The sequence below is a fragment of the Kitasatospora sp. NPDC018058 genome (genome assembly GCF_044327205.1).
Taxonomy (GTDB): domain Bacteria; phylum Actinomycetota; class Actinomycetes; order Streptomycetales; family Streptomycetaceae; genus Kitasatospora.
Map to the genome: position 1 here is coordinate 97900 of NZ_JBIRFA010000018.1, position 25875 is coordinate 123774.

General features: G+C 73.4%; 21 protein-coding genes. 10 read left to right on the top strand and 11 right to left on the bottom strand.

Annotation, left to right across the window (positions count from 1 at the left end; translation table 11 throughout):
* Nucleotides 1-247: 247 nt before the first annotated feature.
* The 5 genes from ACH4E7_RS25425 to ACH4E7_RS25445 all read left to right on the top strand — a co-directional run bounded on the left by ACH4E7_RS25425 (nucleotide 248) and on the right by ACH4E7_RS25445 (nucleotide 4537).
* A complete protein-coding gene (locus ACH4E7_RS25425) occupies nucleotides 248-967 on the top strand; it encodes a TVP38/TMEM64 family protein (protein WP_396251342.1) in 720 nt (239 codons plus the stop codon).
* Between the two features lie 52 nt (nucleotides 968-1019).
* Nucleotides 1020-1535: a DinB family protein gene (locus ACH4E7_RS25430; RefSeq protein ID WP_396251343.1), complete on the top strand. Its 516-nt coding sequence runs from the start codon at nucleotides 1020-1022 to the stop codon at nucleotides 1533-1535.
* Between the two features lie 270 nt (nucleotides 1536-1805).
* Nucleotides 1806-2198, top strand: a complete 393-nt coding sequence (locus tag ACH4E7_RS25435; protein ID WP_396251344.1) for a cell division protein SepF — start codon at nucleotides 1806-1808, stop codon at nucleotides 2196-2198.
* A gap of 150 nt (nucleotides 2199-2348) precedes the next feature.
* Nucleotides 2349-2975, top strand: coding sequence for a TetR/AcrR family transcriptional regulator (locus tag ACH4E7_RS25440; RefSeq protein WP_396251345.1), 627 nt, complete (start codon nucleotides 2349-2351; stop codon nucleotides 2973-2975).
* Nucleotides 2972-4537: an MFS transporter gene (locus ACH4E7_RS25445; RefSeq protein ID WP_396251346.1), complete on the top strand. Its 1566-nt coding sequence runs from the start codon at nucleotides 2972-2974 to the stop codon at nucleotides 4535-4537. The genes ACH4E7_RS25440 and ACH4E7_RS25445 overlap by 4 nt, the downstream gene beginning before the upstream one ends.
* An 84-nt stretch (nucleotides 4538-4621) precedes the next feature.
* Here the strand turns inward: ACH4E7_RS25445 and ACH4E7_RS25450 are convergent, their stop codons facing one another.
* The 3 genes from ACH4E7_RS25450 to ACH4E7_RS25460 form a co-directional block, all read right to left on the bottom strand.
* Nucleotides 4622-7087 carry a SpoIIE family protein phosphatase gene (locus ACH4E7_RS25450; protein ID WP_396251347.1) on the bottom strand — a complete coding sequence of 822 codons (2466 nt, stop codon included), beginning with the start codon at nucleotides 7085-7087 and terminating at the stop codon, nucleotides 4622-4624.
* Between the two features lie 145 nt (nucleotides 7088-7232).
* Nucleotides 7233-7853, bottom strand: coding sequence for a TetR/AcrR family transcriptional regulator (locus ACH4E7_RS25455; protein ID WP_396251348.1), 621 nt, complete (start codon nucleotides 7851-7853; stop codon nucleotides 7233-7235).
* Nucleotides 7854-7975: 122 nt separating this feature from the next.
* A complete protein-coding gene (locus ACH4E7_RS25460) occupies nucleotides 7976-9577 on the bottom strand; it encodes a 4-coumarate--CoA ligase family protein (protein ID WP_396251349.1) in 1602 nt (533 codons plus the stop codon).
* A gap of 222 nt (nucleotides 9578-9799) precedes the next feature.
* Here ACH4E7_RS25460 and ACH4E7_RS25465 point away from each other — a divergent pair, with 222 nt between their 5' ends.
* A complete protein-coding gene (locus tag ACH4E7_RS25465; protein ID WP_396251350.1) occupies nucleotides 9800-10204 on the top strand; it encodes a hypothetical protein in 405 nt (134 codons plus the stop codon).
* A complete protein-coding gene (locus ACH4E7_RS25470; protein ID WP_396251351.1) occupies nucleotides 10191-10886 on the top strand; it encodes a class F sortase in 696 nt (231 codons plus the stop codon). Before ACH4E7_RS25465 ends, ACH4E7_RS25470 begins: the two co-directional genes overlap by 14 nt.
* 30 nt (nucleotides 10887-10916) lie before the next feature.
* Here the strand turns inward: ACH4E7_RS25470 and ACH4E7_RS25475 are convergent, their stop codons facing one another.
* From ACH4E7_RS25475 to ACH4E7_RS25490, 4 genes are read right to left on the bottom strand one after another with little or no spacing between them, the layout of a single operon-like run.
* Nucleotides 10917-12089: an acyl-CoA dehydrogenase family protein gene (locus ACH4E7_RS25475; RefSeq protein WP_396251352.1), complete on the bottom strand. Its 1173-nt coding sequence runs from the start codon at nucleotides 12087-12089 to the stop codon at nucleotides 10917-10919.
* 13 nt (nucleotides 12090-12102) lie between these two features.
* The gene (locus ACH4E7_RS25480) at nucleotides 12103-14076 is read right to left on the bottom strand and encodes a biotin carboxylase N-terminal domain-containing protein (protein WP_396251353.1); all 1974 of its coding nucleotides are present in this window, start codon (nucleotides 14074-14076) and stop codon (nucleotides 12103-12105) included.
* Nucleotides 14077-14090: 14 nt separating this feature from the next.
* Nucleotides 14091-15689: an acyl-CoA carboxylase subunit beta gene (locus ACH4E7_RS25485; protein WP_396251354.1), complete on the bottom strand. Its 1599-nt coding sequence runs from the start codon at nucleotides 15687-15689 to the stop codon at nucleotides 14091-14093.
* Nucleotides 15686-17392, bottom strand: a complete 1707-nt coding sequence (locus ACH4E7_RS25490) for an acyclic terpene utilization AtuA family protein (RefSeq protein WP_396251355.1) — start codon at nucleotides 17390-17392, stop codon at nucleotides 15686-15688. The genes ACH4E7_RS25485 and ACH4E7_RS25490 overlap by 4 nt, the downstream gene beginning before the upstream one ends.
* Before the next feature lie 210 nt (nucleotides 17393-17602).
* Between ACH4E7_RS25490 and ACH4E7_RS25495 the strand changes: the two genes are divergently transcribed.
* From ACH4E7_RS25495 to ACH4E7_RS25505, 3 genes are all read left to right on the top strand, one after another.
* Entirely contained in the window at nucleotides 17603-19000 is a 1398-nt protein-coding gene (locus ACH4E7_RS25495; protein ID WP_396251356.1) for an NAD(P)/FAD-dependent oxidoreductase, read from the top strand.
* A gap of 70 nt (nucleotides 19001-19070) precedes the next feature.
* A complete protein-coding gene (locus ACH4E7_RS25500) occupies nucleotides 19071-19484 on the top strand; it encodes a VOC family protein (RefSeq protein ID WP_396251357.1) in 414 nt (137 codons plus the stop codon).
* Between the two features lie 90 nt (nucleotides 19485-19574).
* Nucleotides 19575-21953, top strand: a complete 2379-nt coding sequence (locus ACH4E7_RS25505; protein WP_396251358.1) for an ATP-binding cassette domain-containing protein — start codon at nucleotides 19575-19577, stop codon at nucleotides 21951-21953.
* 28 nt (nucleotides 21954-21981) lie between these two features.
* Here the strand turns inward: ACH4E7_RS25505 and ACH4E7_RS25510 are convergent, their stop codons facing one another.
* From ACH4E7_RS25510 to ACH4E7_RS25525, 4 genes are all read right to left on the bottom strand, one after another.
* Complete coding sequence (locus ACH4E7_RS25510; RefSeq protein ID WP_396251359.1) at nucleotides 21982-22110, bottom strand: hypothetical protein; 129 nt, start codon at nucleotides 22108-22110, stop codon at nucleotides 21982-21984.
* Between the two features lie 23 nt (nucleotides 22111-22133).
* Nucleotides 22134-23063, bottom strand: a complete 930-nt coding sequence (locus tag ACH4E7_RS25515) for a Gfo/Idh/MocA family protein (protein ID WP_396251360.1) — start codon at nucleotides 23061-23063, stop codon at nucleotides 22134-22136.
* Between the two features lie 276 nt (nucleotides 23064-23339).
* On the bottom strand, nucleotides 23340-24251 hold the full coding sequence (locus tag ACH4E7_RS25520; RefSeq protein WP_396251361.1) for a LysR family transcriptional regulator: 912 nt from the start codon (nucleotides 24249-24251) through the stop codon (nucleotides 23340-23342).
* Nucleotides 24252-24650: 399 nt separating this feature from the next.
* Nucleotides 24651-25844 (bottom strand): glycine C-acetyltransferase, encoded by a 1194-nt coding sequence (locus tag ACH4E7_RS25525; protein WP_396251362.1) that lies wholly within the window; start codon nucleotides 25842-25844, stop codon nucleotides 24651-24653.
* Between the last annotated feature and the right edge of the window lie 31 nt (nucleotides 25845-25875).

The window sequence follows — 25875 nt, forward strand, 5'->3', positions numbered from 1 at the left end:
GCATCAGCCCTGCTCGGGCGGGGAGTGTGGCTGGCCCCACCCAACCGTGCGTCCAGCCGGACACCGGCACCCCCGACGCGACCGCGTCGAGATCCCCGAGGGACATCATGCCGATCGTGATCATCGACGTCGACCGGTTCCCCGAGAACCGTCCGCTCCTGCCCGCACGTGCCCGCCTCAGCCCGCCCCGACCCGCGCGACCGGACCGGCGGACCGGCCCGCTCCGGGGACCGGTTAGGCTCGGGCCGTGCCCGAACCCCTGACGACGTCCCCCCTGCCGAGCGCCGCCGAGAGCACCGCCGAGCGACCGACCAGGTCGCCCTGGTGGCGGTTCGGCCTGCTGGTCCTGGTGCTGGGGGCGTGCGCCGGGTCGCTGCTGCTGTGGAGCCCGACGGACCTGCTCTCCGGCGGGCTGGCGGACCGGATGCCCGGGTACTGGTTCGCGCCGCTGTTCACCCTCGTCTACGCGGTCGGCACGCTCGCCTTCGTCCCACGCCCCGCACTGAACGCCGTCGCCGGTCTGCTGCTGGGCATCCAGCAGGGCGTGCTGCTCGCCGTGCTCGGCACCACCCTGGGCGCGGCCATGGCCTTCGCGCTGGGCCGGGGCCTCGGCCGGGAGGCGCTGAAGCCGTACCTGCGCGGCAAGGTGCTCGGCGCCCTCGACCAGCGCTTCACCGAGCAGGGCTTCCGCAGCGTGCTGGTGCTGCGGCTGCTCCCCGGCCTGCCCTTCCAGGCCGGCAACTACGGCGCCGCCTTCTCCGGGGTGCGCTTCCTCCCCTTCCTCCTCGCCACCGCGATCGGCGTGGTACCGACCACGGCCGTCTACGTGACCGCCGCCGCCAGCGCGGACCAGCCGGGCTCGGCGGCCTTCCTGGTCTCCGCCGGGGTGATCGCCCTGCTGGTGCTCGGCAGCCTGGTCGGTCTGTGGCGCGCGGCCGCCGCCCGCCGCCGGGTGCAGGCCGGCTGACGGCCGACAAATCGGTCGCGCGGCCGAACCTCCCGGGGCCACGATGGCCGGCATGACCGAACTCAACCCGCGGGTGGACCCGCCGATGGCCGCCGACGAGGCCGTCATGCTCACCTCCTGGCTCGACTACCACCGCAGCACGCTCGCCCTCAAGTGCGAGGGCCTGACCGACGATCAGCTGCGGCTGCGTTCCGTCCCGCCGTCCACGCTCTCCCTGCTCGGCCTGGTCCGGCACATGGCCGAGGTGGAGCGGCACTGGTTCCAGGGCATCCTGCTCGGCGCGGAGGTCGCCACCGGCCACTACTGGACCGAGCAGGACCCGGACGGCGACTTCGACAACGTCGACACCGCCGATGTCGCCGCCGACTTCGCCACCTGGCGCGCCGAGATCGAGGCCGCCCGCCGCGCCTCGGCCGGTCTGCCGCTGGACACCGTCGGCAAGCGGCTGCGCCGCGGCGAGGAAGTGACGCTCCGCTGGATCCTCGTCCACCTGATCGAGGAATACGCGCGGCACAACGGCCACGCGGATTTGTTGCGTGAACTGGTGGACGGCGCAACTGGCGAGTGAAATCGTTTCCGCATTGTTGACAGAAGGTCAATTAAGCACGGACCGCTACCGATATGGTCTACGCGCGCAACCGTACGGGGCTGCGCCGCGTCGATCTCTTTGCCCGGGTCCGCCCGGGTTTCCGGCGCGGCATGACTCGAACGGGGGTCGCGAGCGGGCACGGGACCGGTGAACAGTGCGATACTCGGACAGTTCCGACGAGTGGATGACGTGTCAAGAAGGACACGCGTCTCCGGGGGACCAGGACGGGACGAGGCAGGGAGGCGCGGCATGGGAGCACTTCGCGACGAGCACCACAACGGGTGGCTGATGCCCTCGGGGAACTACCCGGCCGCTGTGTACGACGACGAGTGGGTCGATCAGGAGACGGTGCCCTCCGTCCCCGCGCCCGCGAAGATCGTCTCCCTGCGGCCGACGGGCTTCGAGGCGGCCCGCACGGTCGGTGAGCACATCCGGGCGAGCATCCCGGTGGTCATGGACCTCACCGAGATGGAGGAGGCGGAGGCCAAGCGCATGGTCGACTTCGCCTCCGGTCTGATCTTCGGCACCCGGGGCGGCATCGAGCGGATCGCCCGCCGGGTCTTCCTGCTCACCCCGGCCGACGTCGAGGTCATGGTGATCGACCGCCCGCTCGACGAGACCGGGTTCTACAACCAGAGCTGAACCGGCCGCACGGCCCCCAGCACCCCGACCGGGGACGGCACACCCGCCGCCCCCGGTTTTTGCCGCCCGGACGCGGAGCGCCAGCGGATCACCTGAGACCCATGAAGGAACTTTGAGACACGGATGTCTCACTTCGTCTAGACTCGATCCATGGCCACCGACCGCGACACCGTCCTCGAAGCCGCCGTCGGCGTGCTCTCCCGCCGACCCACCGCCCACCTGGACGAGATCGCCCGCGCGGCCGGCATCAGCCGCGCCACCCTGCACCGGCTGTTCCCGGGGCGCGAGGCGCTGATCCGCGAGGTCGGCCGGCTCGGCCTGGAGCGCTTCGCCGCCGCCCTGGACACCGCCGCGATCGAGGACGGCGACACCGAGGCGGCGCTGCGCCGGCTGGTGGACGCCTCCGTCCCGGACGCCATGCTCTGCGCCTTCCTGGCCGGCGAGAACCAGCTCTACGACCACGACGACATCAACGACCTCTGGGAGGTCCAGATCGCCCGGCTGCACGCGCTCTTCCTGCGCGGGCAGCAGCAGGGCGTCTTCCGGATCGAGCTGAGTGCCGCCTGGCTGAGCGAGGCCTTCTTCGACCTGGTGGCCGGGATCGGCTGGGCCATCCAGGACGGCCGGCTCGCCCCGCGCGAGGCCGCCTTCTCACTCGCCGAGCTCTTCCTCGGCGGCGCGCTGCGCCGCCCGAGCACCCCCGCCCCCACCGCTCCCATCCCCGTCGGCCCGACCCACAGCACCTCGGGCCGGAAACCGGAAACCGATACCCCATGAGCAGGAACGCTCCGCACATCTCGACCACCCGTCAGCGCTGGACCGGCCTCGCCGTCCTGGTGCTGGCCGTCACCGTGGTCGCCCTGGACGCGACCGTGCTGTCCCTCGCCATCCCCTCCATCAGCGAGACGCTGCAACCCAGCGGCACCCAGCTGCTCTGGATCAGCGACTCCTACTCCTTCGTCCTGGCCGGCCTGCTGGTCAGCATGGGCGCGCTGAGCGACCGGATCGGCCGCAAGAAGCTGCTGCTGTCCGGCGCCACCGCCTTCGGCGCCGCCTCCCTGCTGGCCGCCTACGCGCCGAGTCCGGGCTGGCTGATCGTGGCCCGCGCGCTGCTCGGCGTCGCCGGGGCGACGATCATGCCCTCCACCCTGTCGCTGATCCGCAGCCTGTTCCCGGACGACCGGGAGCGGGCCACCGCGATCGGCATCTGGGGCGCGGCCGCCACCGCCGGTGCCGCGCTCGGGCCGGTGGTCGGCGGGGTGCTGCTGGAGCACTTCTGGTGGGGTTCGGTGTTCCTGCTGAACATCCCGGTACTGCTCCTGCTGCTGGTCTTCGGCGCCTGGCTGCTGCCGGAGTCCAGGGACCCGAAGCCGGGCCGCTGGGACGTGCTGAGCGTGGCGCTGTCGATGACCGGCGTGATCGACGTGGTGTACGCGGTCAAGGAGGGTGCGGCCCACGGCCTCGCCCGCTGGGACGTCCCGGTCACCTTCGTGCTGGGCGCCGCCGCGCTGACCGCCTTCGTCCGCCGACAACTGCGGCTGGAGACCCCGCTGCTGGACGTCCGGCTGTTCCGCGACCGGCGGTTCACCGCGGCCGTGACGGCCTCGCTGATCTCCCTGGTGGGCCTGAGCGGCGTGATCTTCGTGGTCTCCCAGTACCTCCAGCTGGTCCGCGGCTACGAGCCGCTCCAGGCGGGCCTGGCGGAGCTGCCGGCCTTCGCCGGCTCGGTGGTCGGCGGTCTGCTGACCGCCCGGGCCGCCCGGCGCTTCGGCGCCCGCAAGGCGCTGACGGTCAGTCTGCTCGCCATGGGCCTCGCCGCGGGCGCGCTGGGCTGGTTCCAGCAGGACACCGCCTACCTGCTGCTGGCCGTCTCCTTCCTGGTGACCGGGACGGCCGAGGGCGTGGTCTACACGCTCGGCGCCGACCTGGTGCTGAGCGCCGCGCCCGTCGACAAGGCCGGCGCCGCCTCGGCGGTCTCCGAGACGGCGTACGAGCTGGGCACCGCGCTCGGCATCGCCCTGGTCGGCTCGGTGGTCGGCTCGATCTACGCGAACGGGCTGTCCGTCCCGGCCGGGGCCTCCGCGGAGACCGCCGCCCGGGCCGGCGAGTCGCTGGGCTCGGCGGTGGAGGCGGCGCACGGGCTGCCGGCGGAGGTGGCCCAGCCGCTGCTGGCGAGCGCCGAGGACGCCTTCGTGCACGGCATGAACAGCGCCGGGCTGGTCGCCGGGGTACTGCTGGTCGGTGCGGCCGTGCTGGCCTGGCGGCTGCTGCGCGGCCTGTCCGCCCCGACGGCGGCCGAGCCGGTCGGGGTCACCGAGCCGCAGAAGGTCGACGCCTGACAACACCGGCGAGAACGGCCGTTCCCACCCGGAACGGCCGTTCTCGCATGCGGAACACCCGTTCCCCGGGATCCCGGGGAAGTCCTACGCCACCCCGAAGGGCAGTTCCAGCTCGGCCCAGACCACCTTGCCGTCCCGGGTGAGCCGACTGCCCCACCGCTGGGCCATCTCGCTGACCAGGAACATTCCACGCCCGCCCTCGTCCTGCTCGGCGAAGGGGCGCAGCTGGGGGGTCTGGCCGCCGGCGTCGGAGACCTCGATGGTGAGCACCCGGTCGCGGAACAGCCGCAGTCGGCGCGGTGCCTCGGCGTGCAGCAGGGCGTTCGTGACCAGCTCGCTGACCAGCAGTTCGGCGTAGTCGGAGAGCGCGGTCAGGCCCCAGGCCTCCAGGGTGGTGCGGGTGAAGCGGCGGGCCTTGCCGGGCAACTTGCCGCCGCCGCCGAGCGGGAGGGTGGCGATCCGGTCGGCGGCCACCGGCAGCGCCCGCGCCATGATCATCGCGATGTCGTCTTCGGTGCCGTCGGTGACCAGCGCGCCGAGCACGGCGTCGCAGCTCTCCTCCAGCGTCCGGCCGTTCTCGGAGAGGGTGCGGGCGAGCAGGTCGATGCCGTCGTCCAGGTCCTCGCCGCGCCGCTCGACCAGACCGTCGGTGTAGAGGGCGAGCATGCCGCCCTCGGGGAGGGTGAACTCGATCGACTCGAAGGCGACCCCGCCGACGCCCAGCGGTACGCCGGGCGGCACCTCGACCTTGCGGGCGGTGCCGTCGGTGCCGACCCGGACCGGCGGCAGGTGCCCGGCCGAGGCGACCTGGACGGTGCGCTCCAGCGGGTCGTAGACCGCGCAGATGCAGGTGGCGAACTGGCCCTCGCCGATGCCCGAGGCGGTCTCGTCCAGTCGGGTGAGGACCTGCTCGGGCGGCATGTCCAGGGTGGCCAGGGTGCGGGCGACGGTGCGCAGCTGGCCCATCGTGGCGGCGGCCCGGATGCCGTGGCCCATCACGTCGCCGACCACCAGGGCGACCCGGCCGCAGGACAGCGGCACCACGTCGAACCAGTCGCCGCCGACCTCGCTGACCACGCTGCTGGGCAGGTAGCGGTAGGCGATCTCCAGGCCGAGGGTGCGGTGGATCTCCTGCGGCAGCAGGCTGCGCTGCAGGGTGAGGGCGGTCTCCCGCTCGCGGCGGTAGAGCCGGGCGTTGTCGAGCGCCAGCGCGGTGCGGGCGACCAGTTCCTCGGCGAGCGCGACGTCGGCGTCGGTGAACGGCTCGGGGTTGCGCATCCGGATGAACTCGGAGCCGCCGAGCACCATGCCCCGGGCGGTGATCGGCACCATCAGGTACGAGTGGATGCCGGCCGCCATCCCGGGGGCGACCCGGTCCTCGCTGGACACCAGTCCGCGCAGCACCTCCTCGTCCACGTGGGCGCGCAGCAGCGGCCGCCCGATGCGCAGGCACTGGGTGTAGCTGCGGTCGGGGGCGTACTCGGAGGTCTCGCCGACGACGTCGACGGCGTGCGCGAGGCCGGTCTCGTAGGACTCGCCGACCGCGACCGCGCGCAGCGTGACCGGCCGGTCGGTGGGGATCTGGGTGGGCTCGGCGCCACGCAGCACCGGCTCCAGCAGGTCGACGGTGGCGAAGTCGGCGAACCGGGGGACGACGGCCTCGATCAGCTCCTCGGCGGTGCGCTGGAGGTCGAGGGTGGTGCCGATCCGGGCGGTGGCCTCGGCGATGGTGGCGAGGCGTTCCTGGGCGCGGGCGGCGCGGGCCTCGGCCTGGAAGCGCTCGGTGACGTCGATGATCGACGAGGCGACGCCGAAGACCCGGCCGGTGGAGTCCTCCAGCCGGAAGTAGGAGGCGGACCAGGCCCGGTCCCGCTTGGGGTCGCCGGGGACACGGCCGTGCGAGCGGGCGTCGACGACGGGCTTGCCGCTCTTGAGGACCTGTCTCATGATCTGCTCGATCTCGACGCTGTTGATGCCGGGCAGGACGACGGATATCCGGCGGCCGAGGTGGCCGGCGACCGGGACGCCGTTCATCCGGGCGAGCGCCTCGTTGATCCGGACGAAGCGCAGCCGGGTGTCGTAGACGGCCATGCCGATCGGTGAGCGGCCGAAGATGCCGTCCAGCACCGCGAGGTCGGCCTCGACCTCGTGCAGGGCGCGGGTGTCGGAGGCGGTGGCGAGCAGCAGCAGGGTGCCGTTGGGGCCGGCTATCGGATAGGTGCGGAACTCCAGCTCGACCCGGTGGCCGTCGCGGTGGCGGACCGGGAAGACGAAGGAGGTGCCGGTGCCGGACATGATCTGCTGGAACAGGCCGAGGATCTCGGGGCGGTCGGTGTCGTCGGTGAGCAGCTCGGCGGCGTAGCTGCCGACGGCCTCCTCCGCGGTGTGGCCGAGCAGGGCCTCGGCGTCCTCGCTCCAGTGCAGGATCAGGCCGTCGCTCTGCAGCAGGGCCGTAGCGAGCGGGACCAGGCGGTGGCCCTCCGGGCGCGCGGAGGCGCCGCCACGCGCGAGGCTGGCGGCGTCGGTCGCGTCCCACTCGTGTCCGTGCATTCAGGCAGCACCCCGGTTCGGCTCGTGCCCGGCCGGGTGGGCCTCGCGGTCCGTGCCGGCCGGGTTTCTTCTCCAGACTGCACGGACATCGGCCGCCCGGCGACCCCTTGGTCAGGGGCGTCCGGCCGCTTCGGTTGTACGGGCGTCATGGGTGTACCGGGCGCAGCGTACTCTCCAGAAGGCCCGCCCACTGCCGGATCACTCCGGAACGTCGAACACTGTCGTCGGTCAGCAGGTTGGCCAGGCCCAGTCCGCGGGCGAGGTCGAGGGTGGCCTGCACCGATTCGCGCACGCCCGGGCGGGTCTCGTCCGCGCCGAGGAACTCCACGGCGGCCCGGTGGGCCTCCCGGCCGACCCGGCCCTCCAGGGCGACGATCCGCTCGCGCAGGGCGTTCTCGGTGGCGGCGGCGGTCCACAGGTGCAGGGCGGCGCGGAAGGCCGGGCCGGTGTAGAGGCGGACGATCATGTCGACCACGGCCCGGGTGCGGTCGGAGCCGGCGGCCGGCAGTTCGTCCGCGTGGGCGCGGACGGCTGCCAGCCGCTCGGCGGTGACGTACTCGACGGCTGCGGTGAAGAGGTCCTCGCGGGTCGGGAAGTGGTGTTGGGCGGCGCCCCGGGAGACACCGGCGCGCTCGGCGACCACGGTGACGGTGGAGCCCTGCCAGCCGAGCTCGGCCAGGCAGTCCACGGCGGCCGCGAGCAGCCGGGCCCGGGTCGCGCGGCTGCGGTCCTGCTGGGGGGTGCGGACGACGGGGTGGCTGGTCATGGCGGGTGGCGGTTCCTGTTCCGGTCGGGGCGCGGCGGTTCGATCCTCACAGACGGGCCGCGGTCCTCGTCCGCCGGGTGGGTCCTGACCGGCGGGGGAGGTCGGATCGGGGTCCAGGGGCGTCAGGAGGCGGCCTCGGCGCGCGCGGCCTCGCGGGCTCGCAGTTCGCGGCGGAGGATCTTGCCGGCCGCGGACTTGGGGACGGCGTCGACGAACTCCACCGCGCGGACCTTCTTGTAGGGGGCGACCTGCCCGGCCACGTAGCCGGTGACCTCCTCGGCGGTCAGGGCGCTGCCGGGGGCGCGGACCACGAAGGCCTTGGGGCACTCGGTGCCGTCGGCGTCCGGCACGCCGATCACGGCGGCGTCGGTGATCTGCGGGTGGCCGAGCAGTACGGCCTCCAGTTCGGCGGGGGCGACCTGGTAGCCCTTGTACTTGATCAGCTCCTTGACCCGGTCGACGATGTGCAGGTAGCCGCGCTCGTCCACGTAGCCGATGTCACCGGTGTGCAGCCAGCCCTCGGCGTCGATCACGGCGGCGGTGTCGGAGGGGCGGCCGAAGTAGCCCTTCATCACCTGCGGGCCGCGGATCAGCAGCTCGCCGCGCTCGCCGGGCCCGAGGTCCTCGGCGGTGCCGTCCAGGGCGGTGACCCGCAGTTCGGTGGAGGGGACCATCCGGCCGACCGAGCCGGGCGAGGGGGCGCGTTCGGTCGGGGAGACCACGTGGGTGACCGGGGACAGCTCGGTCATGCCGTAGCCCTGGAGCAGGTGCGGCAGGCCCAGGCGCCGGGCGCAGGAGTCGGCGAGGTCCTGGTCCAGCGGGGCGGCCGCGCACAGCAGGTACTCCACGGAGGAGAGGTCGAAGCCGTCCACCACCGGGTGCTTGGCCAGGGCGAGGGCGATCGGCGGGGCCACCACCAGGGCCTGCACCCGGTGCTGCTCGATCGCGCGGCAGAACTGCTCCAGGTCGAACCGGGGCAGCACGACCACGGTGGCGCCGCAGCGCAGCGGCTGGTTGAGCAGCGCCGCCAGGCCGTAGATGTGGAAGAAGGGCAGCACGGCGAGCACCCGTTCGCCGACGGCGGGGCGGTAGAGGGCGTCGGTCTGGGCGAGGTTGGTGGCGATCGAGCGGTGGGTGAGCATCACGCCCTTGGGCAGGCCGGTGGTGCCGCTGGAGTAGGGCAGTACGGCGACGTCCCGGCCGGGGTCGATCGTGGTCTCGGGGGCGGGGCCGGTGGCGGCCAGCAGGTCGGCGAGCGAGCGGTGGCCGTCGGCGCCGTCCAGCACGATGACCTCGGTCAGCGCGCGGCCGTCGGCGGCGAGCAGGTCGGCGGCCGCACCGGCGGTCGGCAGGAACGGGGAGACGGTGATCAGCCAGCGGGCGCCGCTGTCGCGGAGCTGGCCGGCGAGTTCGGTCGGGGTGGAGAGGGAGGACACCGTGGTCACGGTGGCGCCGGCCCGGGTGGCGCCGTAGTAGGCCATCGGGTACACGATCGAGTTGGGGCTGAACAGGGCCACCACGTCGCCCTTGCGCACTCCGGCCTCGGCCAGCCCGGCGGCGACCCGCTCGACCGAGGCGGCGAGCCGCGCGTAGCTGACCTGCTCCCCGGTGAGGCCGTCGATCAGGGCCGGCCGCTCGCCGTACTCGGCGGCGGCGCCGAGCACCGCGTCATGGATCGGCAGGTCGACCACGGGGACGTCCGGGAACTCGCTTCGAAACACCAAGGTAAGCCTCCAGCAAGGAAGTTGATGCGGCAACAAAACCGGCTCTGGGTCGACTCGGGGGCGTGCTCAGGAGCATACGGACAGTCAGGGGGGTGGCTGGGCCATTGTGGGGAACCGGGGTGGAACACGCGTGGCACGGTTGCTCCCAGGGGCGCCCGCCCGGACGGTTTGGACCACGGCCGCCCGCCCCCGAGTGCGGCCCCGGACCCTGGAGCAACCCTCGTGAGACCCACCTCCCCCTCCCTGCCGTCCGCCCGCCGACTGTTCGCCGCCGCCGCGGTGGCGGCCGCGCTCACCCTCGGCGGGGCCCCGGCCGCGCTGGCCGCGCCGGACGACAACGGCGACGTCACGTACTCGCACTCGCCCTCGCACTCGCCCTCGCACTCGCCCAGGCACTCGCCCTCGTACTCGCACTCGCCCTCGTACTCACCCTCGCACTCCCCCCGCCACTCGCCGAGCGCCTCGCCGACCCGTCACGAGCCGCACGGCGGCGTCGGCACCGGTGGCGGCGGCACCTCCGGGGCCAACGCCGCCGAGGTGATCGGCGGCGTCGCGCTGGTCGCCGGAGCGGGCGGACTGACCGTCCGCGCGATGCGCCGCCGCCCCGGGCGCAATGCCGAGTCCTGACCGCCCCACCCGCGCGCCGCGCGGCGGCCCCAGCCCGTTGACGGCCGGGGTCACCGCGCTGGCGCTCGCGGCGGTCGGCTTCTGGCTGGTCCACGACGGCAGCGCCGACCGGCACGGGCCGCCGCTGCCGCCCGCACCCCCGGTGGCCGCCGTACCGTCCCGGGCCGCGGCCGCCTCGCCCGTCGCCACGCCGACCCCGCCGGTGCCCGTCCACCCGCCGCTGGCCGCCTCCGCGCCGACCCGGATCCGGATCCCCGCGATCAAGGTCGACGCACCGGTGACCGGCCTCGGGCTGGACGCTTCCCGGCAGTTGAACACCCCTCCGATGGAGCAGCGCAACCTGGCCGGCTGGTACCGGGACGGAGCCGCGCCCGGTGCCGCCGGGAACGCCATCATGGTCGGGCACGCCGACAACCGCAGCGGGCCGGCGGTGTTCTACCGGCTCGGGCTGCTGCGCCCGGGCGGCACCGTGGAGGTGGTCCGCAAGGACCGGCGCACCGCGGTGTTCACCGTCGACTCCGTCCGGGTGTTCCCGAAGAAGGACTTCCCGGACGCCCAGGTGTACGGCGGCGCCGGCGACCGGGCCGAGCTGCGGGTGATCACCTGCGGCGGGAGGTTCGACCCGCGCACCGGGTACGAGTCCAACACCGTCGTGTTCGCCCACCTGAGCTCCGTGCGGTGACCCGGCCCGGACAGCGGTGCCTCGGGACGGTCAGTACGACTTGGGCAGGCCCAGGGTGTGCTGGGCGACGAAGTTGAGCACCATCTCCCGGCTGACCGGGGCGACCCGGCCGACCCGGGTGGCCGCCAGCAGCGCGCCCAGCCCGTACTCCTGGGTCAGGCCGTTGCCGCCGAGGGTCTGCACCGCCTGGTCGACCGTCCGGGCGGCGGCCTCCCCGGCGGCGTACTTGGCCATGTTGGCGGCCTCCCCGGCGGCCAGGTCCTCGCCCGCGTCGTAGAGCAGCCCGGCCTTCTGGGTCATCAGCCGGGCCAGCTCGATCTCCACCGCGCACTGGGCCAGCGGGTGGGCCAGGCCCTGGTGGGCGCCGATCGGGGTGGACCAGACGGTGCGGGTCTTGGCGTACTCGACGGCCTTGCCGAGGGCTTGCCGGGCGAGACCGAGCGAGAACGCGGCGGTGAGGATCCGCTCGGGGTTGAGCCCGGCGAACAGCTGGAGCAGACCGGCGTTCTCGTCGCCGACCAGGGCGTCGGCGGGCAGCCGGACGTCGTCCAGGAAGACCTGGAACTGCTTCTCGGGGGCGACCAGCTCCATCGGGATCGCCCGGTACTCGAAACCGGGGGTGTCGCGCGGGACGACGAACAGGCAGGGCTTGAGCTTGCCGGTGCGAGCGTCTTCGGTGCGGGCGACGAACAGCACGGCGTCGGAGTGGTCGATGCCGGAGACGAACACCTTGCGGCCGGTGAGCAGCCAGTCCTCGCCGTCCCGGCGGGCGACGGTGGAGATCCGGTGCGAGTTGGAGCCGGCGTCCGGCTCGGTGATGCCGAAGGCCATCGTGCGGCTGCCGTCGGCGAGTCCGGGCAGCCAGTGCCGCTTCTGCTCCTCGGTGCCGTAGCGGGCTATCACCGTGCCGCAGATCGCCGGGGAGACGATCAGCAGCAGCAACGGGCAGCCGGCGGTGCCGAGTTCCTCCAGGACGATGGCGAGGTCGGTGATGCCGCCGCCCCCGCCGCCGTACTCGGCGGGCAGGTTGACGCCGAGGTAGCCGGCCTTCCCGGCCTCCGCCCAGAGTTCCTCGGCGGGCTCGCCGGCTCGGGCCTTGGCGAGGTAGTAGGCGGAGCCGTAGCGGCGGCCGAGGTCGCCGACGGCCTGACGCAGGGCCTTGCGTTCGGGGGTTTCGAGGAGCTGACTGCCGATGGCGGACATGCGGGGTCCTTCCTCAGGCTTCGGTGGTCTGGACGACGGCCAGCAGGGTGCCGAGTTCGACCTGCCGGCCGGGGGTGGCGAGGAGTTCGACGAGGACGCCGTCGGCGGGGGCGGTGACGCGGTGCTCCATCTTCATCGCCTCCAGCACGAGCAGCGACTGTCCGGCGGTGACGGCGTCCCCGACGGCGACGGTGGTGCGGAGCACGGTGCCGGGCATCGGGGCGAGCAGGGCGCCGGGGTCGGTCTGGGCGGTCGGGTCGGGGAAGCGCGGCAGGGCGGTGAGCGCGGTGCCGCCGGTCGGGGTGTCGACGTACACCTGGTCCGCCCGGTCGCCGTAGCGGGCCACCCGGTAGGGGCGTCGGACCTCGCCCTCGCGCAGGACGACCAGCTCGGCGGTGGCTTCGACCAGTTCGACGTCCGGGTGGTCCTCGGCCAGCAGGCCGGCCCGGTTGGTGCGGTAGCGGACCTCCAACTCCGTTCCGTCGGGGGCCCGGTAGCGCTTCAGCTGCGACTGGGAGGGCAGGTTGCGCCAGCCTGACGGCAGTGCGGTGCGTCGGGCGGCGGCGTCGGCGAGGGCGGCGGCCAGGGCGGCGCGCCCGGCCCCCTTGCCGTCCGGGGCGGTGAGCTCGACCGCGTGCTCGGTGAGGAAGCCGGTGTGCAGGCGTTCGGCGAGGAAGGCCGGGTGGCGCAGCGCCCGGACCAGCAACTCCCGGTTGGTGGACGGCCCGTGGATCCTCGCCCGGGCCAGCGCGTCGGCCAGCCTGCGGGCGGCGGCGGCGCGGGTCGGCGCCCAGGCGATCACCTTGGCGAGCATCGCGTCGTAGTGCGGGGTGATCTCGCTGCCGGACTCGACACCGGAGTCCAGGCGCAGGCCGGTGTCGGCGCGCACGCCGGTGCCGGTGCTCGTGAACTCCTGGTGGTCGGTGGCGAGTTCGAGCCGGTACAGGGTGCCGGTGGCGGGCTGCCAGTCCTTGGCCGGGTCCTCGGCGTACAGTCGGGCCTCGATCGCGTGGCCGGTGGTCGGCGGCGGGGTGGGCCCGGGTAGCCTCTCCCCTTCGGCGACGGCGAGTTGGAGCGCGACCAGGTCCAGGCCGGTGACCGCCTCGGTGACCGGGTGCTCGACCTGGAGGCGGGTGTTCATCTCCAGGAAGTAGAACCGGCCGTCCTCGGCGAGCAGGAACTCGGCGGTGCCGGCGCCGACATAGCCGATCGCCCGGGCGGCGTTCACGGCCGCCGCGTGCAGCTCCGCCCGTACCTCTGCCGGGAGGCCGGGGGCCGGGGCCTCCTCGACCACCTTCTGGTGCCGCCGCTGCAGCGAGCAGTCGCGGTCTCCGACCGCCCAGACCGTGCCGTGGGTATCGGCCAGCAGCTGGACCTCGACATGCCGCCCGGTGGGCAGGTAGCGCTCGCAGAACACCTCGTCCGAGCCGAAGGCCTTGGCCGCCTCGGCCCGGGCCGCCGCCAGCTCGGCGGGCAGGTCCGCCAGCCGGCGGACCACCCGCATGCCGCGGCCGCCGCCGCCCGCCGCGGCCTTGACCAGCACCGGCAGGTCGGCCTCGGTCGGCTCGGCCAGCGCCCCCAGGACGGGCACCCCGGCCTCGGCCATCAGTCGCTTGGCAGCGGTCTTGGAGCCCATCGCGGCGATCGCGGCCGGCGGCGGGCCGACCCAGACCAGGCCCGCATCCAGCACGGCCCGCGCGAACTCGGCGCTCTCGGAGAGGAATCCGTACCCGGGGTGGACGGCGTCGGCCCCGGCCGCCAGCGCGGCGCGCACGATCAGCTCGCCGCGCAGGTAGGTGTCGGCGGGCGCGGCACCGGGCAGCCGGACGGCGGCGTCCGCCTCGCGCACGTGCGGGGCGGTGGCGTCCGGGTCGGAGTGGACGGCGGTGGTCGCGATGCCCAGCTCCCGGCAGGTGCGGAACACCCGGCGGGCGATCTCGCCCCGGTTGGCGACCAGCAGGTTGGTGATCGAAATCTTGGAAACCATCGTCGGTAGCCCTCTCACATCCGGAAGACGCCGTAGCCGCGCGCGCCCTCGACCGGCGCGTTGTGGATCGCGGACAGGCACAGGCCGAGCACCGTACGGGTGTCGCGCGGATCGATCACGCCGTCGTCGTAGAGCCGGCCGGACAGGAACACCGGCAGCGACTCGGCCTCGATCTGCTGCTCGACCATCGCCCGGATCGCCGCGTCCGCGTCCTCGTCGTACGGCTGGCCCTTCGCCGCGGCCGACTGGCGGGCGACGATCGACAGCACCCCGGCGAGCTGCTGGGGGCCCATCACGGCGGACTTGGCGCTCGGCCAGGAGAACAGGAAGCGCGGCTCGTACGCCCGGCCGCACATGCCGTAGTGGCCGGCGCCGTAGGACGCGCCCATCAGCACGGACAGGTGCGGGACCGTGGAGTTGGCCACAGCGTTGATCATCATCGCGCCGTGCTTGATGATGCCGCCCTGCTCGTAGTCCTTGCCGACCATGTAGCCGGTGGTGTTGTGCAGGAACAGCAGCGGGGTGTTCCGCCGGTTCGCCAACTGGATGAACTGCGCGGCCTTCTGGGACTCCGCGCTGAACAGCACGCCCTGGGCGTTGGCCAGGATGCCGACCGGGTAGCCGTGGAGGCGGGCCCAGCCGACGGCCAGGCTGGTGCCGTAGAGCGGCTTGAACTCGTCGAAGTCGGAGCCGTCGACGATCCGGGCGATCACCTCGCGCGGGTCGAAGGGCACCTTGAGGTCGCCCGGGACGATGCCGAGCAGCTCCTCCTCGTCGTACTTCGGCGGCTCGGCGAACCGGTCCGGCGAAGGCCCCGGCTTACGGTGGTCGAGCCGGGCGACGATCCGGCGGGCGATCCGCAGCGCGTCCGCCTCGTCCACCGCGAAGTGGTCGGCCAGGCCGGAGGTGCGGGCGTGCATCTCGGCACCGCCCAGCGACTCGTCGTCGGCCTCCTCACCGGTGGCCATCTTCACCAGCGGCGGGCCGCCGAGGAACACCTTGGCGCGTTCCTTGACCAGCACGGTGTGGTCGGACATGCCCGGCACGTAGGCGCCGCCGGCCGTCGAGTTGCCGAACACCACGGCCACGGTGGGGATTCCGGCGGCGGACAGCCGGGTGAGGTCCCGGAAGAGTGCGCCGCCGGGGATGAAGATCTCCTTCTGGCTGGGCAGATCGGCACCGCCGGACTCGACCAGATTGACCAACGGGAGGCGGTTGTTCAGCGCGATCTCGTTGGCCCGCAGGGCTTTTCGGAGGGTCCACGGGTTGCTGGCGCCGCCGCGCACCGTCGGGTCGTTGGCGGTGATCACGCATTCCACACCCTCGATCACGCCGATGCCGGTGACCAGGGCCGCGCCCACCGGGTAGTCGCTCCCCCAGGCGGCCAGCGGGGACAGCTCCAGGAACGGGGAGTCCGGGTCGACCAGCAGCTCGATCCGCTCGCGGGCCAGCAGCTTGCCGCGCCTGCGGTGGCGCTCCACGTACTTGGGGCCGCCGCCCGCCAGCGCCTTGGCGTGCTCGGCGTCGAGCTCGGCGAGCTTGCCGACCATCGCGGCACGGTGCTCGGCGTGATCGGGCCCGGCCGGGTCGACGCGGGTGGTCAGGACGGTCACAGCAGGGCCTCCGGAATGTCGAGGTGGCGGGAGCGCAGCCACTCCCCCAGGGCCTTGGCCTGCGGGTCGAAGCGGTGCTGGGCGGCGACGCCCTCGCCGAGCAGGCCGGTCACGGTGAAGTTGACCGCCCGCAGGTTCGACAGCAGGTGCCGGGTGACGGCCAACTCGGCGGTCTCAGGCAGGAGTTCGCGCAGTCGGTCGACGGTGAGGGTGTGGACGAGCCAGCGCCAGCCGTCCTCGCTTCGGGCCCAGACGCCGAGGTTGGCATCGCCCCCCTTGTCGCCGCTGCGGGCACCGGCGACCAGGCCGAGCGGGGCGCGGCGGGTCGGGCTCTCGGGCAGCGGGGCGGGCAACTCGCCCTCCGCTTGGACCGGTTGGGAGGTGACCGGAGCCGGCGGGACGGCGATCCGGCGGCCGTCCGGCAGTACGGCCGCATGCTCCACCAGCTTGGCATCGACGTACGCGGCGGTGAACACCCCGTACGGTGCGCCCGCGCCGGGTGGCGCGGTGAGGTGGAAGCCCGGGTACCCGGCCAGACCCAATTCGACGGCGGCCTTGCCGAGTTCGCGGCCGACCCTGACCGAATCGGGGTCACGGGCGGTCAGCCGCAGCAGCGCGGAGGCGGCCTCCTCGGTGGCTGCGTCCGGGTGGTCGGTGCGGGCGAGGGTCCACCGCAGTTCGGCCGGGCGGGCCTCGGGCGGCAGGGCAGCGGCGAACTGCCGCTGCACCAGCTCGGCCTTGGCCTCGATGTCCAGGCCGGTGAGCACGAAGACCACCTCGTTGCGGTGGCCGCCGAGCCGGTTGAGACCGACCTTCAGGGTGGGCGGCGGGGCCTCGCCGCGCACGCCGTCGATCCGCACCCGGTCCGGCCCCTCCTCGGTGAGCCGGACGGTGTCCAGCCGGGCGGTGACGTCTGGGCCGAGGTAGTGCGATCCGCCGGTCTCGTACAGGAGTTGGGCAGTGACGGTGCCGACGGTGACGGCCCCACCGGTGCCGGGGTGCTTGGTGATCACGCTGGAGCCGTCGGCGTGCAGCTCGGCGAGCGGGAAGCCAGGGCGGGTCACATCGTGCTCATGGAAGAAGGCGTAGTTGCCGCCGGTCGCCTGCGCCCCGCACTCCAGGACGTGCCCGGCCACCACCGCCCCGGCCAGGGCGTCGAGGTCGTCGGCCGTCCAGCCGAAGTGGGCGATCGCCGGCCCGGCCACCAGTGCGGCGTCGGTGACCCGCCCGGTCACCACCACGTCCGCGCCTTCGGCCAGGCAGGCGGCGATGCCGAAGCCGCCGAGGTAGGCGTTGGCGGCCAACAGTCCCTCGGGCAAGCCCAGTTCGGACCGGCGCGACAGCAGGTCATCGCCCTCGACATGGGCGACGGCCGCTCCGACACCCAGGCGCCGCGCCAACTCCCTCAGCTGGTCGGCGAGTCGGGCGGGGTTGAGCCCGCCCGCGTTCACCACGATCTTCACGTCCCGCTCGCGGGCCAGACCGAGGCATTCCTCCATCTGCCGCAGGAAGGTCCGGGCGTACCCGAGCGACGGGTCCTTCAGCCGGTCCCGGGCCAGGATCAGCATGGTCAGCTCGGCGAGGTAGTCCCCGGTGAGTACGTCCAGCGGCCCGCCCGTGAGCATCTCCCGCACCGCCGCGAAGCGGTCACCGTAGAACCCCGAGGCATTTCCGATCCGCAGTACCGAGCGTGCGCGCGCCAAAGCGCCTCCCCTGCCGGTGGGTTGACGACACCCCGCACGAGCGCCGCCGGGCAGCAGCGTGGCACCGGCCGAAGAAAAAAGCAATCATGCCTGCTTGTTTCGCTGCTCCGAGCCCTCGCCCACCGGCATCGCGACGGACACCCCCGGTTTCCCGTCGAAGATCATCGAGCAGTAGGCTCCCTCCGCAACACGACGCGAAGGGGAGCCTCAGTGGCGCGGGTTGCGGTGATCGGTGGGGGTATCGGCGGGCTGGGAACAGCGCTCATGCTCGGACGGCGGGGCCACGAGGTCACCCTGTTCGAGCAGGACGCGCGGCAGGCCGGAGACGACCTGAACCACGACTTCCTCCACTGGGACAGGCCCAGGGTCCCGCACGCCGTCCAGCCCCACTCCTTCCTCGCGCCCGTGCGCACCGTGCTGAACGCCGACGCCCCCGATGTCTACGCGGACCTGCTGGCCCGCGGCGCCCGCGAGTACCACGACTTCGACTGGTTCGGTGAGCGTCCGCCGCACCGGGCCGGTGACGAGGACCTGGTGACCCTGCGCATGCGCCGCATCGTGCTGGAGGCCGCCCTGGCCTCCGCCGTACGGCGGGAACCCACCGTCGAGGTGCGGCGGGGCCGCCGGGTGAGCGCCCTCATCGTCGAGGAGGGCCACCCCGCCCGGGTCACCGGCGTACGCGTGGGCGCGCGGACGCACCGGACCGACCTCGTCGTCGACGCCGCCGGCCGCCGCTCGCCGGTTCCCGGCTGGCTGGTCGCGGCCGGCTGCCGCCCGCCCGTGGTCGACAGCCATCGCGCCGGGATCGCCTACCTGTGCCGCTGGTACCGCCTGCGCGCCGACGGTCCGCGCGACCCCGGGCGGGTGAGGCCCGGCTCGGCCGCGGCGTTCGCGCTCGCCGGCGTCTTCCCGTCCGACAACGACACCTTCGCGGTGAACGTGGTGCTCTCCACGGGCGATCCGAGCCGCAGCGCGCTCATCGACCCGACCGTGTTCGAGGCCGCCGCCCGCAGCTTCCCCGCCTGCGCCGCCTGGCTCGACCTGGACCCGGAACCGCAGTCGGCCGTGCTGGCGATGGCCGGCCTGGACAACCGCTGGACCGCCCTGACCGACGATGCCGGACCGGTCGTCACCGGCCTGGTCAACGCCGGGGACAGCCTGATCCACACCAACCCCACCCTCGGCCACGGCGCGGCCCTCGCCCTGCGCGCCGCCCAGTACCTCGGCGCCCATGCCGACGAGGTCGCCGCGGACCCCATGGGCTACCACGCCTGGACCACCCGGACGCTCCGCCCGTTGTTCGACGCGCAGGTGACCGCCGACCGCGCCAACGAGCAGCGCCTCGCGGAGAGTTCACCGCTCTCGGACCGGCGGGCCGCCGCCCTGGCCGCCTGCGCCTTCGAGGACCCCGTCGTCATGCGGGCCCGAGCCCAGGTGCGCCATCTGGTGCGCACGCCCGAAGAGGCCTACGGCACCGAGGAGGTGGACCGCCACGTCACCGCCTGGCTGGCCGCCCGCCCCGACTTCGAGCCGCAGCTCGACGGCCCGACCCGGGACCAGTGGGATGCGCTGACCTCCGCCACCGCGGGTGCGGGCCGCCCTGCGTGATCCAGCCCGGGCGCGGACCGATCAGGATTCGAGAAGCGCCCGCGCCGGGGCCGCGCCTAGCGTTGCGGTCATGAACGAGATCACCATTCACTGGACCTTCCTCCCGCACACCGACCCCGAGGCCTCGCTCGCCTTCTACCGCGACCTGCTCGGCTTCGAGGTCCGCAAGGACGTCGGCGGCGGCCCGATGCGGTGGATCACCGTCGGGCCGACCGGGCAGCCGGGGGTGTCGGTGGTACTGGAGCCGCCGACCGCCGATCCGGGCATCACCGAGGACGAGCGGCGTACCATCGCCGAGATGATGGCGAAGGGGACGTACGCCCGGCTGGTGCTCGCCACCGCCGACCTGGACGGGGTGTTCGACCGGCTGAAGTCCGGCGGCGCCGAGCTCGTCCAGGAGCCCACCCTGCAGCCGTACGGCATCCGCGACTGTGCCTTCCGCGACCCGGCGGGCAACATGATCCGCTTCAACGAGGTGCGCTGAGCCTCCGCCCGCCCCGAGGGCGCTCCCTCGGGGCGGGCCCCGATCGACCGACCGTAGAACCCGCCCGACAGCCAGGGAGCGAAGAGAACGATGGCCGAGCCGCACGTCGCCGACAGCCACGACCTGATCCGCGTGCACGGCGCCCGCGAGAACAACCTCAAGGACGTCAGCGTCGACATCCCCAAGCGCCGCCTGACCGTGTTCACCGGCGTCTCCGGCTCGGGCAAGAGCTCGCTGGTCTTCGACACCATCGCCGCCGAGTCGCAGCGGCTGATCAACGAGACCTACAGCGCCTTCGTCCAGGGCTTCATGCCCACCCTGGCCCGCCCCGAGGTGGATGTCCTGGAGGGGCTGACCACCGCGATCATCGTCGACCAGCAGCGGATGGGCGCCGACCCGCGCTCCACGGTCGGCACCGCCACCGACGCCAACGCGATGCTGCGGATCCTGTTCAGCCGGCTCGGCACGCCGCACATCGGCTCCCCCAAGGCGTACTCCTTCAACGTCCCCTCGATCAGCGGCGCCGGTGCCGTGACCGTCGAGCGCGGCGGCAAGACCGTCAAGGAACGGCGCAGCTTCAGCATCACCGGCGGCATGTGCCCGCGCTGCGAGGGCCGCGGCAGCGTCTCCGACATCGCCCTCACCCAGCTCTACGACGCCACCAAGTCGCTCGCCGAGGGTGCGATCACCATCCCCGGCTGGAAGCCGGACAGCTGGTGGACGGTCGGCGTCTACACCAACTCCGGCTTCCTCGACCCGGACAAGCCGATCCGCGAGTACACGAAGAAGGAACTGCAGGACTTCCTCCACCGGGAGCCGACCAAGGTCAAGATCAACGGCGTCAACCTCACCTACGAGGGCCTGATCCCCAAGCTCCAGAAGTCCATGCTGTCCAAGGACAAGGACGCCCTGCAGCCGCACATCCGGGCCTTCGTGGAGCGCGCCGTCACCTTCACCTCCTGCCCTGACTGCGGGGGCACCCGGCTGAGCGAGGCCGCCCGCTCCTCCAAGATCGGGGCCGTCAGCATCGCCGACGCCTGCGCCATGCAGATCAGCGACCTCGCCGACTGGGTCCGCGAGTTGGACGAGCCCTCGGTGACGCCGCTGCTCACCGCGCTCCAGCAGACCCTGGACTCCTTCGTCGAGATCGGCCTCGGCTACCTCTCGCTCAACCGCCCGTCCGGGACCCTCTCCGGCGGCGAGGCGCAGCGTGTCAAGATGATCCGCCACCTCGGCTCCTCGCTCACCGACACCACCTACGTCTTCGACGAGCCCACCACCGGCCTGCACCCGCACGACATCAGCCGGATGAACGACCTGCTGCTGCGCCTGCGGGACAAGGGCAACACGGTGCTGGTGGTGGAGCACAAGCCGCAGACCATCGCGATCGCCGACCACGTGGTGGACCTCGGCCCCGGGGCGGGTGCGGCCGGCGGCGCGGTCTGCTTCGAGGGCAGCGTGGACGGGCTGCGCGCCAGCGGCACCGTCACCGGCCGCCACCTGGCCGACCGGACGGCGCTGCGGCAGAGCGTCCGCAAGCCCGACGGCGCGCTGGCGATCCGCGGTGCGAACTCCCACAACCTGAGGGACGTGGACGTGGACGTCCCGCTCGGGGTGCTCACCGTGGTCACCGGTGTCGCCGGCTCCGGCAAGAGCTCGCTGATCCACGGCTCGCTGGGTCGGCGGTCAGGGGCTGCGGACGAGAACGTGGTGTACGTCGACCAGGGCGCCATCAAGGGCTCGCGGCGCAGCAACCCGGCGACGTACACCGGGCTGCTGGACCCGATCCGCAAGGCCTTCGCCAAGGCGAACGGTGTCAAGCCGGCCCTGTTCAGCGCCAACTCGGAGGGCGCCTGCCCGACCTGCAACGGCGCGGGCGTGGTCTACACCGACCTGGCGATGATGGCCGGGGTGGCCACCACCTGCGAGGACTGCGAGGGCAAGCGCTACCAGGCCTCGGTGCTGGAGTACCGGCTCGGCGGCCGGGACATCAGCGAGGTGCTCGCGATGTCGGTGACCGAGGCGGAGGGGTTCTTCGGCGCCGGCGAGGCGAGGCTGCCGGCCGCGCACCGGATCCTGGAGCGGCTCGCCGACGTCGGCCTCGGCTACCTGAACCTCGGCCAGCCGCTCACCACGCTGTCCGGCGGCGAGCGGCAGCGGCTGAAGCTGGCCACCCACATGGCGGACAAGGGCGGGGTCTACGTCCTGGACGAGCCGACCACCGGTCTGCACCTGGCGGACGTCGAGCAGCTGCTCGGATTGCTGGACCGGCTGGTGGACTCCGGCAAGTCGGTGATCGTGATCGAGCACCACCTGGCGGTCATGGCGCACGCGGACTGGATCATCGACCTCGGCCCGGGGGCCGGCCACGAGGGCGGGCGGGTGGTCTTCGAGGGCACCCCGGCCGAGCTGGTCGCGGCCCGCTCCACGCTGACCGGCGAGCACCTGGCGGAGTACGTGGCCGGCTGAGGCGCCGAAGGCCCTCCCGTACGGGATGTCAGTCCAGCGGGAGGGCCATCTCCAGGATCCGGGCCTCCGGGTCCAGCGCGTACGGCGTCTCACCGCCGGTGTACGTGAAGCCGCGCCGCCGGTAGAAGGCGGCGGCGCGGTGGTTCTCCTCGTGCACCCCGAACAGCATCCGCTCGGCCCTCAGCTTTGCCCGATCCGTTCCACGATCAGCTCGCACAACTCGTGGGTGCGCAGCGCGTCGTGGGCGTCGAGGGTCTTCCCCGCGCGGACGGCGTCCAGGAAGCCGACCACGCACTGCTCGATGCCGCGCTGGCGGGCGACCGACACCCAGTCGCCGCGTCGGCGGACGGTGGGCTGGCCGCGGTGGTCGACCACCTCGGCCAGGTTGCGCACCTCGCGCTTGGAGTCGCCGCCGGAGACCTCCAGCACCTCCTCGGTCGAACCCGAGACCCGGTTCATGATGCCCAGCGCGGTGAAGCCCTCCCCGCCGAGCGTGAGCACCACGTGCTCGACCAGGCCGTCCCGGGTGCGGGCCCGGACGTCCACGTGCTCGATCTCGCCGGGGGCGAGGAAGCGCAGCAGGTCCACGACGTGGATGAAGTCGTCGTAGACCAGCGTGCGGGCAGCCTCGGCCAGGCCCTCGCGGTTCTTCTGCAGCACGATCAGGTCGCGCGGCCGCTCCTTGGCCTGGACGTACCCGGGCGCGTGCCGCCGGTTGAAGCCGACCATCAGCGAGCGGCCGGTCCGGTCGGCGAGCCCGACCAGCCGGCGGGCGCCGTCCAGGGTGTAGTCCAGCGGCTTGTCGACGTAGACGTCCACCCCGGCGGTGAGCAGCCGCTCGACGATCGGCACGTGCTGGTCGGTCGCGGCGTGCACGAAGGCGGCGCGGATGCCGCTGTCGATCAGCTCACCGAGGTCGGTGAACCGGTGTTGGGCGCCGATCCGGTGGGCCTCCCCCAGCCGGTCCAGTTTGGCCCGGTCCCGGGTCATCAGCCGCAGGTCCAGCCCGGGCAGGGCGGTGAGCACCGGCAGGTAGGCCTTCTGCGCGATGTCGCCCAGGCCGATCACCCCGACGGGGAGCCGAGGTTCGGAAGCAGCGGTCTCGCCCATGGGATCTCCTGCCGTGGAACGGACGGTCGTCACGTCGAGCCATCCTACGTGCCTGGTCACGGCGGTCGACGGGACCGCCCGGGGCCCGGAGGCGCCCCGCTGTGCCGCCGCGCGGGCATGGCCGGAACCACTGATGCGGCCGTACCGCGGCGGTCATGATCCGGTCGCACCCTGTCCGACCGCCGCCGACACCCGGCACGAGGGGCCGGTCGCGATCGCGGACGGCCTGCTGGTGACACTACGGCCCTGAACTGCGTTCGCCCGCGGGCCAGTTGGTCAGGCGCCGGCGGCGGCCGCCGCCGCGAGACTGTCCAGCACCGGGCGGATCAGCGGGTGGCCGTCGGCGCCGGCCCGGACGGCGGCGAAGACCCGTCGGGTGGCCAGGTCGCTGTCCACCGGGCGGACGGCGACCCGGGAGAGGTCCACGCCGCGCAGCGCGGACCTCGGCACCAGGGCGACGCCGGAGCCCGCCGAGGCGAGCGCGACGACCGCGCGGAAGTCGTCGGAGGAGTGCAGCAACCGGGGCTGGAACCCGGCGTGCTCGCAGGCCAGCAGCACCACGTCGTGACAGGGGTTGCCCGGGTAGGGGCCGATCCAGGGCTCGTCGGCCAGCGCGGCGACGGCGAGCGGCCCCTCCTCGGCGGCCAGCGGGTGGGCCAGCGGCAGCACCGCCTCGAAGGGCTCGGCGTAGAGCGGGACCCGGGTGAGCCGGGCGTCGTCGGCCCGCGGGGCACCCCGGTACTCGACGGCCACCGCGAGGTCGGCCCGGCCGTCCAGCACCATCGGCAGGCTGGCGTCGCCCTCGGCGTCCAGCACCTTCAGCCGCACGCCCGGCGCCCGCTCGGCGAGCAGGCCGATCGCCGGGGCCAGCACATGGGAGATGCCGGTGGCGAAGGAGGCGACGGTGACCTCGCCCGCGACGCCCGCGCTGTACGCGGCGAGGTCGGCCTCGGCGCGCTCCAGCTGGGCGAGCACCGCGTCGGCGTGACCGAGCAGGATCTCCCCGGCGGCGGTCAGGCGCACGCCCCGGCCCTCGCGGGCCAGCAGGTGGTGGCCGGTCTCCTGCTCCAGGGCGGCCAGCTGCTGGGAGACCGCGGAGGGGGTCAGGTAGAGGGCGGCCGCCGCGGCGGTCACAGTGCGGTGGTCCGCCACGGCCCGCAGGGTCCGCAGCCGTCGTGCGTCGATCACACGCCAATTCTGCCAGCGTCGCGGAGTGAACCGGCCGGACGGCGAACCGGCCCGGGCGGGTGACGCTCGCGGGCTGCCCTACGACCGGTGACGTATCTCGGCACGAGATCGCTTCCCGTCGTTGACCGTCCCGGCCGGGCGACGCTCGGCCGTCCCCCGAGCCGGCCGCCGGAACGACCAGGACCGGTCCCGGGAACCGCGAACGGGGGTGGGACGCCGGTGCGGGCCGGCGCCCCACCCCCGTAGCGGGAGGGTGCGACAGGTGGTCGGTGGGCCGTGCGGCGGAGACGCATCGATTCGCCTCCGCCGCACGGACATTGTGCGCCCGCGGGCCGGTCCGGTTCCGAGCGGTCCGGCCCGCGGGCAGTCGGTGCGGGCCCCTGCCGGGCCCGGCGGGGGTTACTCCCCCAGGGCGGCGCGCGCGTCCACGAAGGCCGCGACGGCGCGCTCGACGTCCTCGGTGGAGTGCGCCGCGGACAGCTGCACCCGGATCCGGGCCTGGCCGTGCGGGACCACCGGGTAGGAGAACCCGATCACGTACACCCCGCGCTCCAGCAGGAGTTCGGCGAGCCGGCCGGCCTTGGCCGCGTCGCCGATCATCACCGGGGCGATCGGATGGTCGCCCGGCAGGATCTCGAACCCGGCCTCGGTCATCCGGCTGCGGAACAGCGCGGTGTTGGCGGCCAGCTTCTCGCGCAGCTCGTTGGACCGCTCGACCAGGTCGAGCACCTTCAGCGAGGCGGCCGCGATCACCGGGGCCAGCGAGTTGGAGAACAGGTACGGACGCGAGCGCTGGCGCAGCAGGGCCACGATCTCCCGGCGGGCGGCGACGTAGCCGCCGGAGGCGCCGCCGAGCGCCTTGCCCAGGGTGCCGGTGATGATGTCCACCCGGTCCATCACGCCGTGCAGTTCGGGGGTGCCGCGGCCACCCGCGCCGACGAAGCCGACGGCGTGCGAGTCGTCCACCATGACCATGGCGTCGTAGCGGTCGGCCAGGTCGCAGATCTCGCGCAGCGGGGCGACGTAGCCGTCCATCGAGAAGACGCCGTCGGTGACGATCAGGCGGCGGCGGGCGTCCTGGGTCTCCTTGAGCTGCTGCTCCAGGTCGGCCATGTCACGGTTGGCGTAGCGGTGGCGGCGGGCCTTGCTGAGCCGGATGCCGTCGATGATGCTGGCGTGGTTCAGCGCGTCGGAGATGACGGCGTCGCGGTCGTCGAGCAGGGTCTCGAAGACACCGCCGTTGGCGTCGAAGCAGGACGAGTAGAGGATCGTGTCCTCCTGGCCGAGGAACGTCGAGAGGCGGTCCTCCAGCTCCTTGTGCACGTCCTGGGTGCCGCAGATGAAGCGGACCGAGGCCATGCCGTAGCCCCAGCGGTCCAGGGCGTCCTTGGCCGCGGCGAGCACCTCGGGGTGGTCGGCCAGGCCGAGGTAGTTGTTGGCGCAGAAGTTCAGCACCTCGCCGGGGCGGCCGCCGCCGGTGACGGTGACCGCGGCGCTCTGCGGGGTCCCGATGACCCGCTCGGGCTTGAACAGGCCGGCCTCGCGGATCTCGTCGAGGGTGGCGGCGATGTCGGCGCGCACGTTGTCGAACACGAGCAGACTCCTTGTGTGATCGGCGAGGCGG

What these genes read in the sequence shown, in the direction of transcription:
- ACH4E7_RS25430 (WP_396251343.1), top strand. Translation starts at nt 1,020, where the DNA reads ATGACCGAACTCAACCCGCGGGTGGACCCGCCGATGGCCGCCGACGAG.
- ACH4E7_RS25435 (WP_396251344.1), top strand. Translation starts at nt 1,806, where the DNA reads ATGGGAGCACTTCGCGACGAGCACCACAACGGGTGGCTGATGCCCTCG.
- ACH4E7_RS25440 (WP_396251345.1), top strand. Translation starts at nt 2,349, where the DNA reads ATGGCCACCGACCGCGACACCGTCCTCGAAGCCGCCGTCGGCGTGCTC.
- ACH4E7_RS25445 (WP_396251346.1), top strand. Translation starts at nt 2,972, where the DNA reads ATGAGCAGGAACGCTCCGCACATCTCGACCACCCGTCAGCGCTGGACC.
- ACH4E7_RS25450 (WP_396251347.1), bottom strand. Translation starts at nt 7,087, where the DNA reads ATGCACGGACACGAGTGGGACGCGACCGACGCCGCCAGCCTCGCGCGT.
- ACH4E7_RS25455 (WP_396251348.1), bottom strand. Translation starts at nt 7,853, where the DNA reads ATGACCAGCCACCCCGTCGTCCGCACCCCCCAGCAGGACCGCAGCCGC.
- ACH4E7_RS25470 (WP_396251351.1), top strand. Translation starts at nt 10,191, where the DNA reads ATGCCGAGTCCTGACCGCCCCACCCGCGCGCCGCGCGGCGGCCCCAGC.
- ACH4E7_RS25475 (WP_396251352.1), bottom strand. Translation starts at nt 12,089, where the DNA reads ATGTCCGCCATCGGCAGTCAGCTCCTCGAAACCCCCGAACGCAAGGCC.
- ACH4E7_RS25480 (WP_396251353.1), bottom strand. Translation starts at nt 14,076, where the DNA reads ATGGTTTCCAAGATTTCGATCACCAACCTGCTGGTCGCCAACCGGGGC.
- ACH4E7_RS25500 (WP_396251357.1), top strand. Translation starts at nt 19,071, where the DNA reads ATGAACGAGATCACCATTCACTGGACCTTCCTCCCGCACACCGACCCC.
- ACH4E7_RS25505 (WP_396251358.1), top strand. Translation starts at nt 19,575, where the DNA reads ATGGCCGAGCCGCACGTCGCCGACAGCCACGACCTGATCCGCGTGCAC.
- ACH4E7_RS25515 (WP_396251360.1), bottom strand. Translation starts at nt 23,063, where the DNA reads ATGGGCGAGACCGCTGCTTCCGAACCTCGGCTCCCCGTCGGGGTGATC.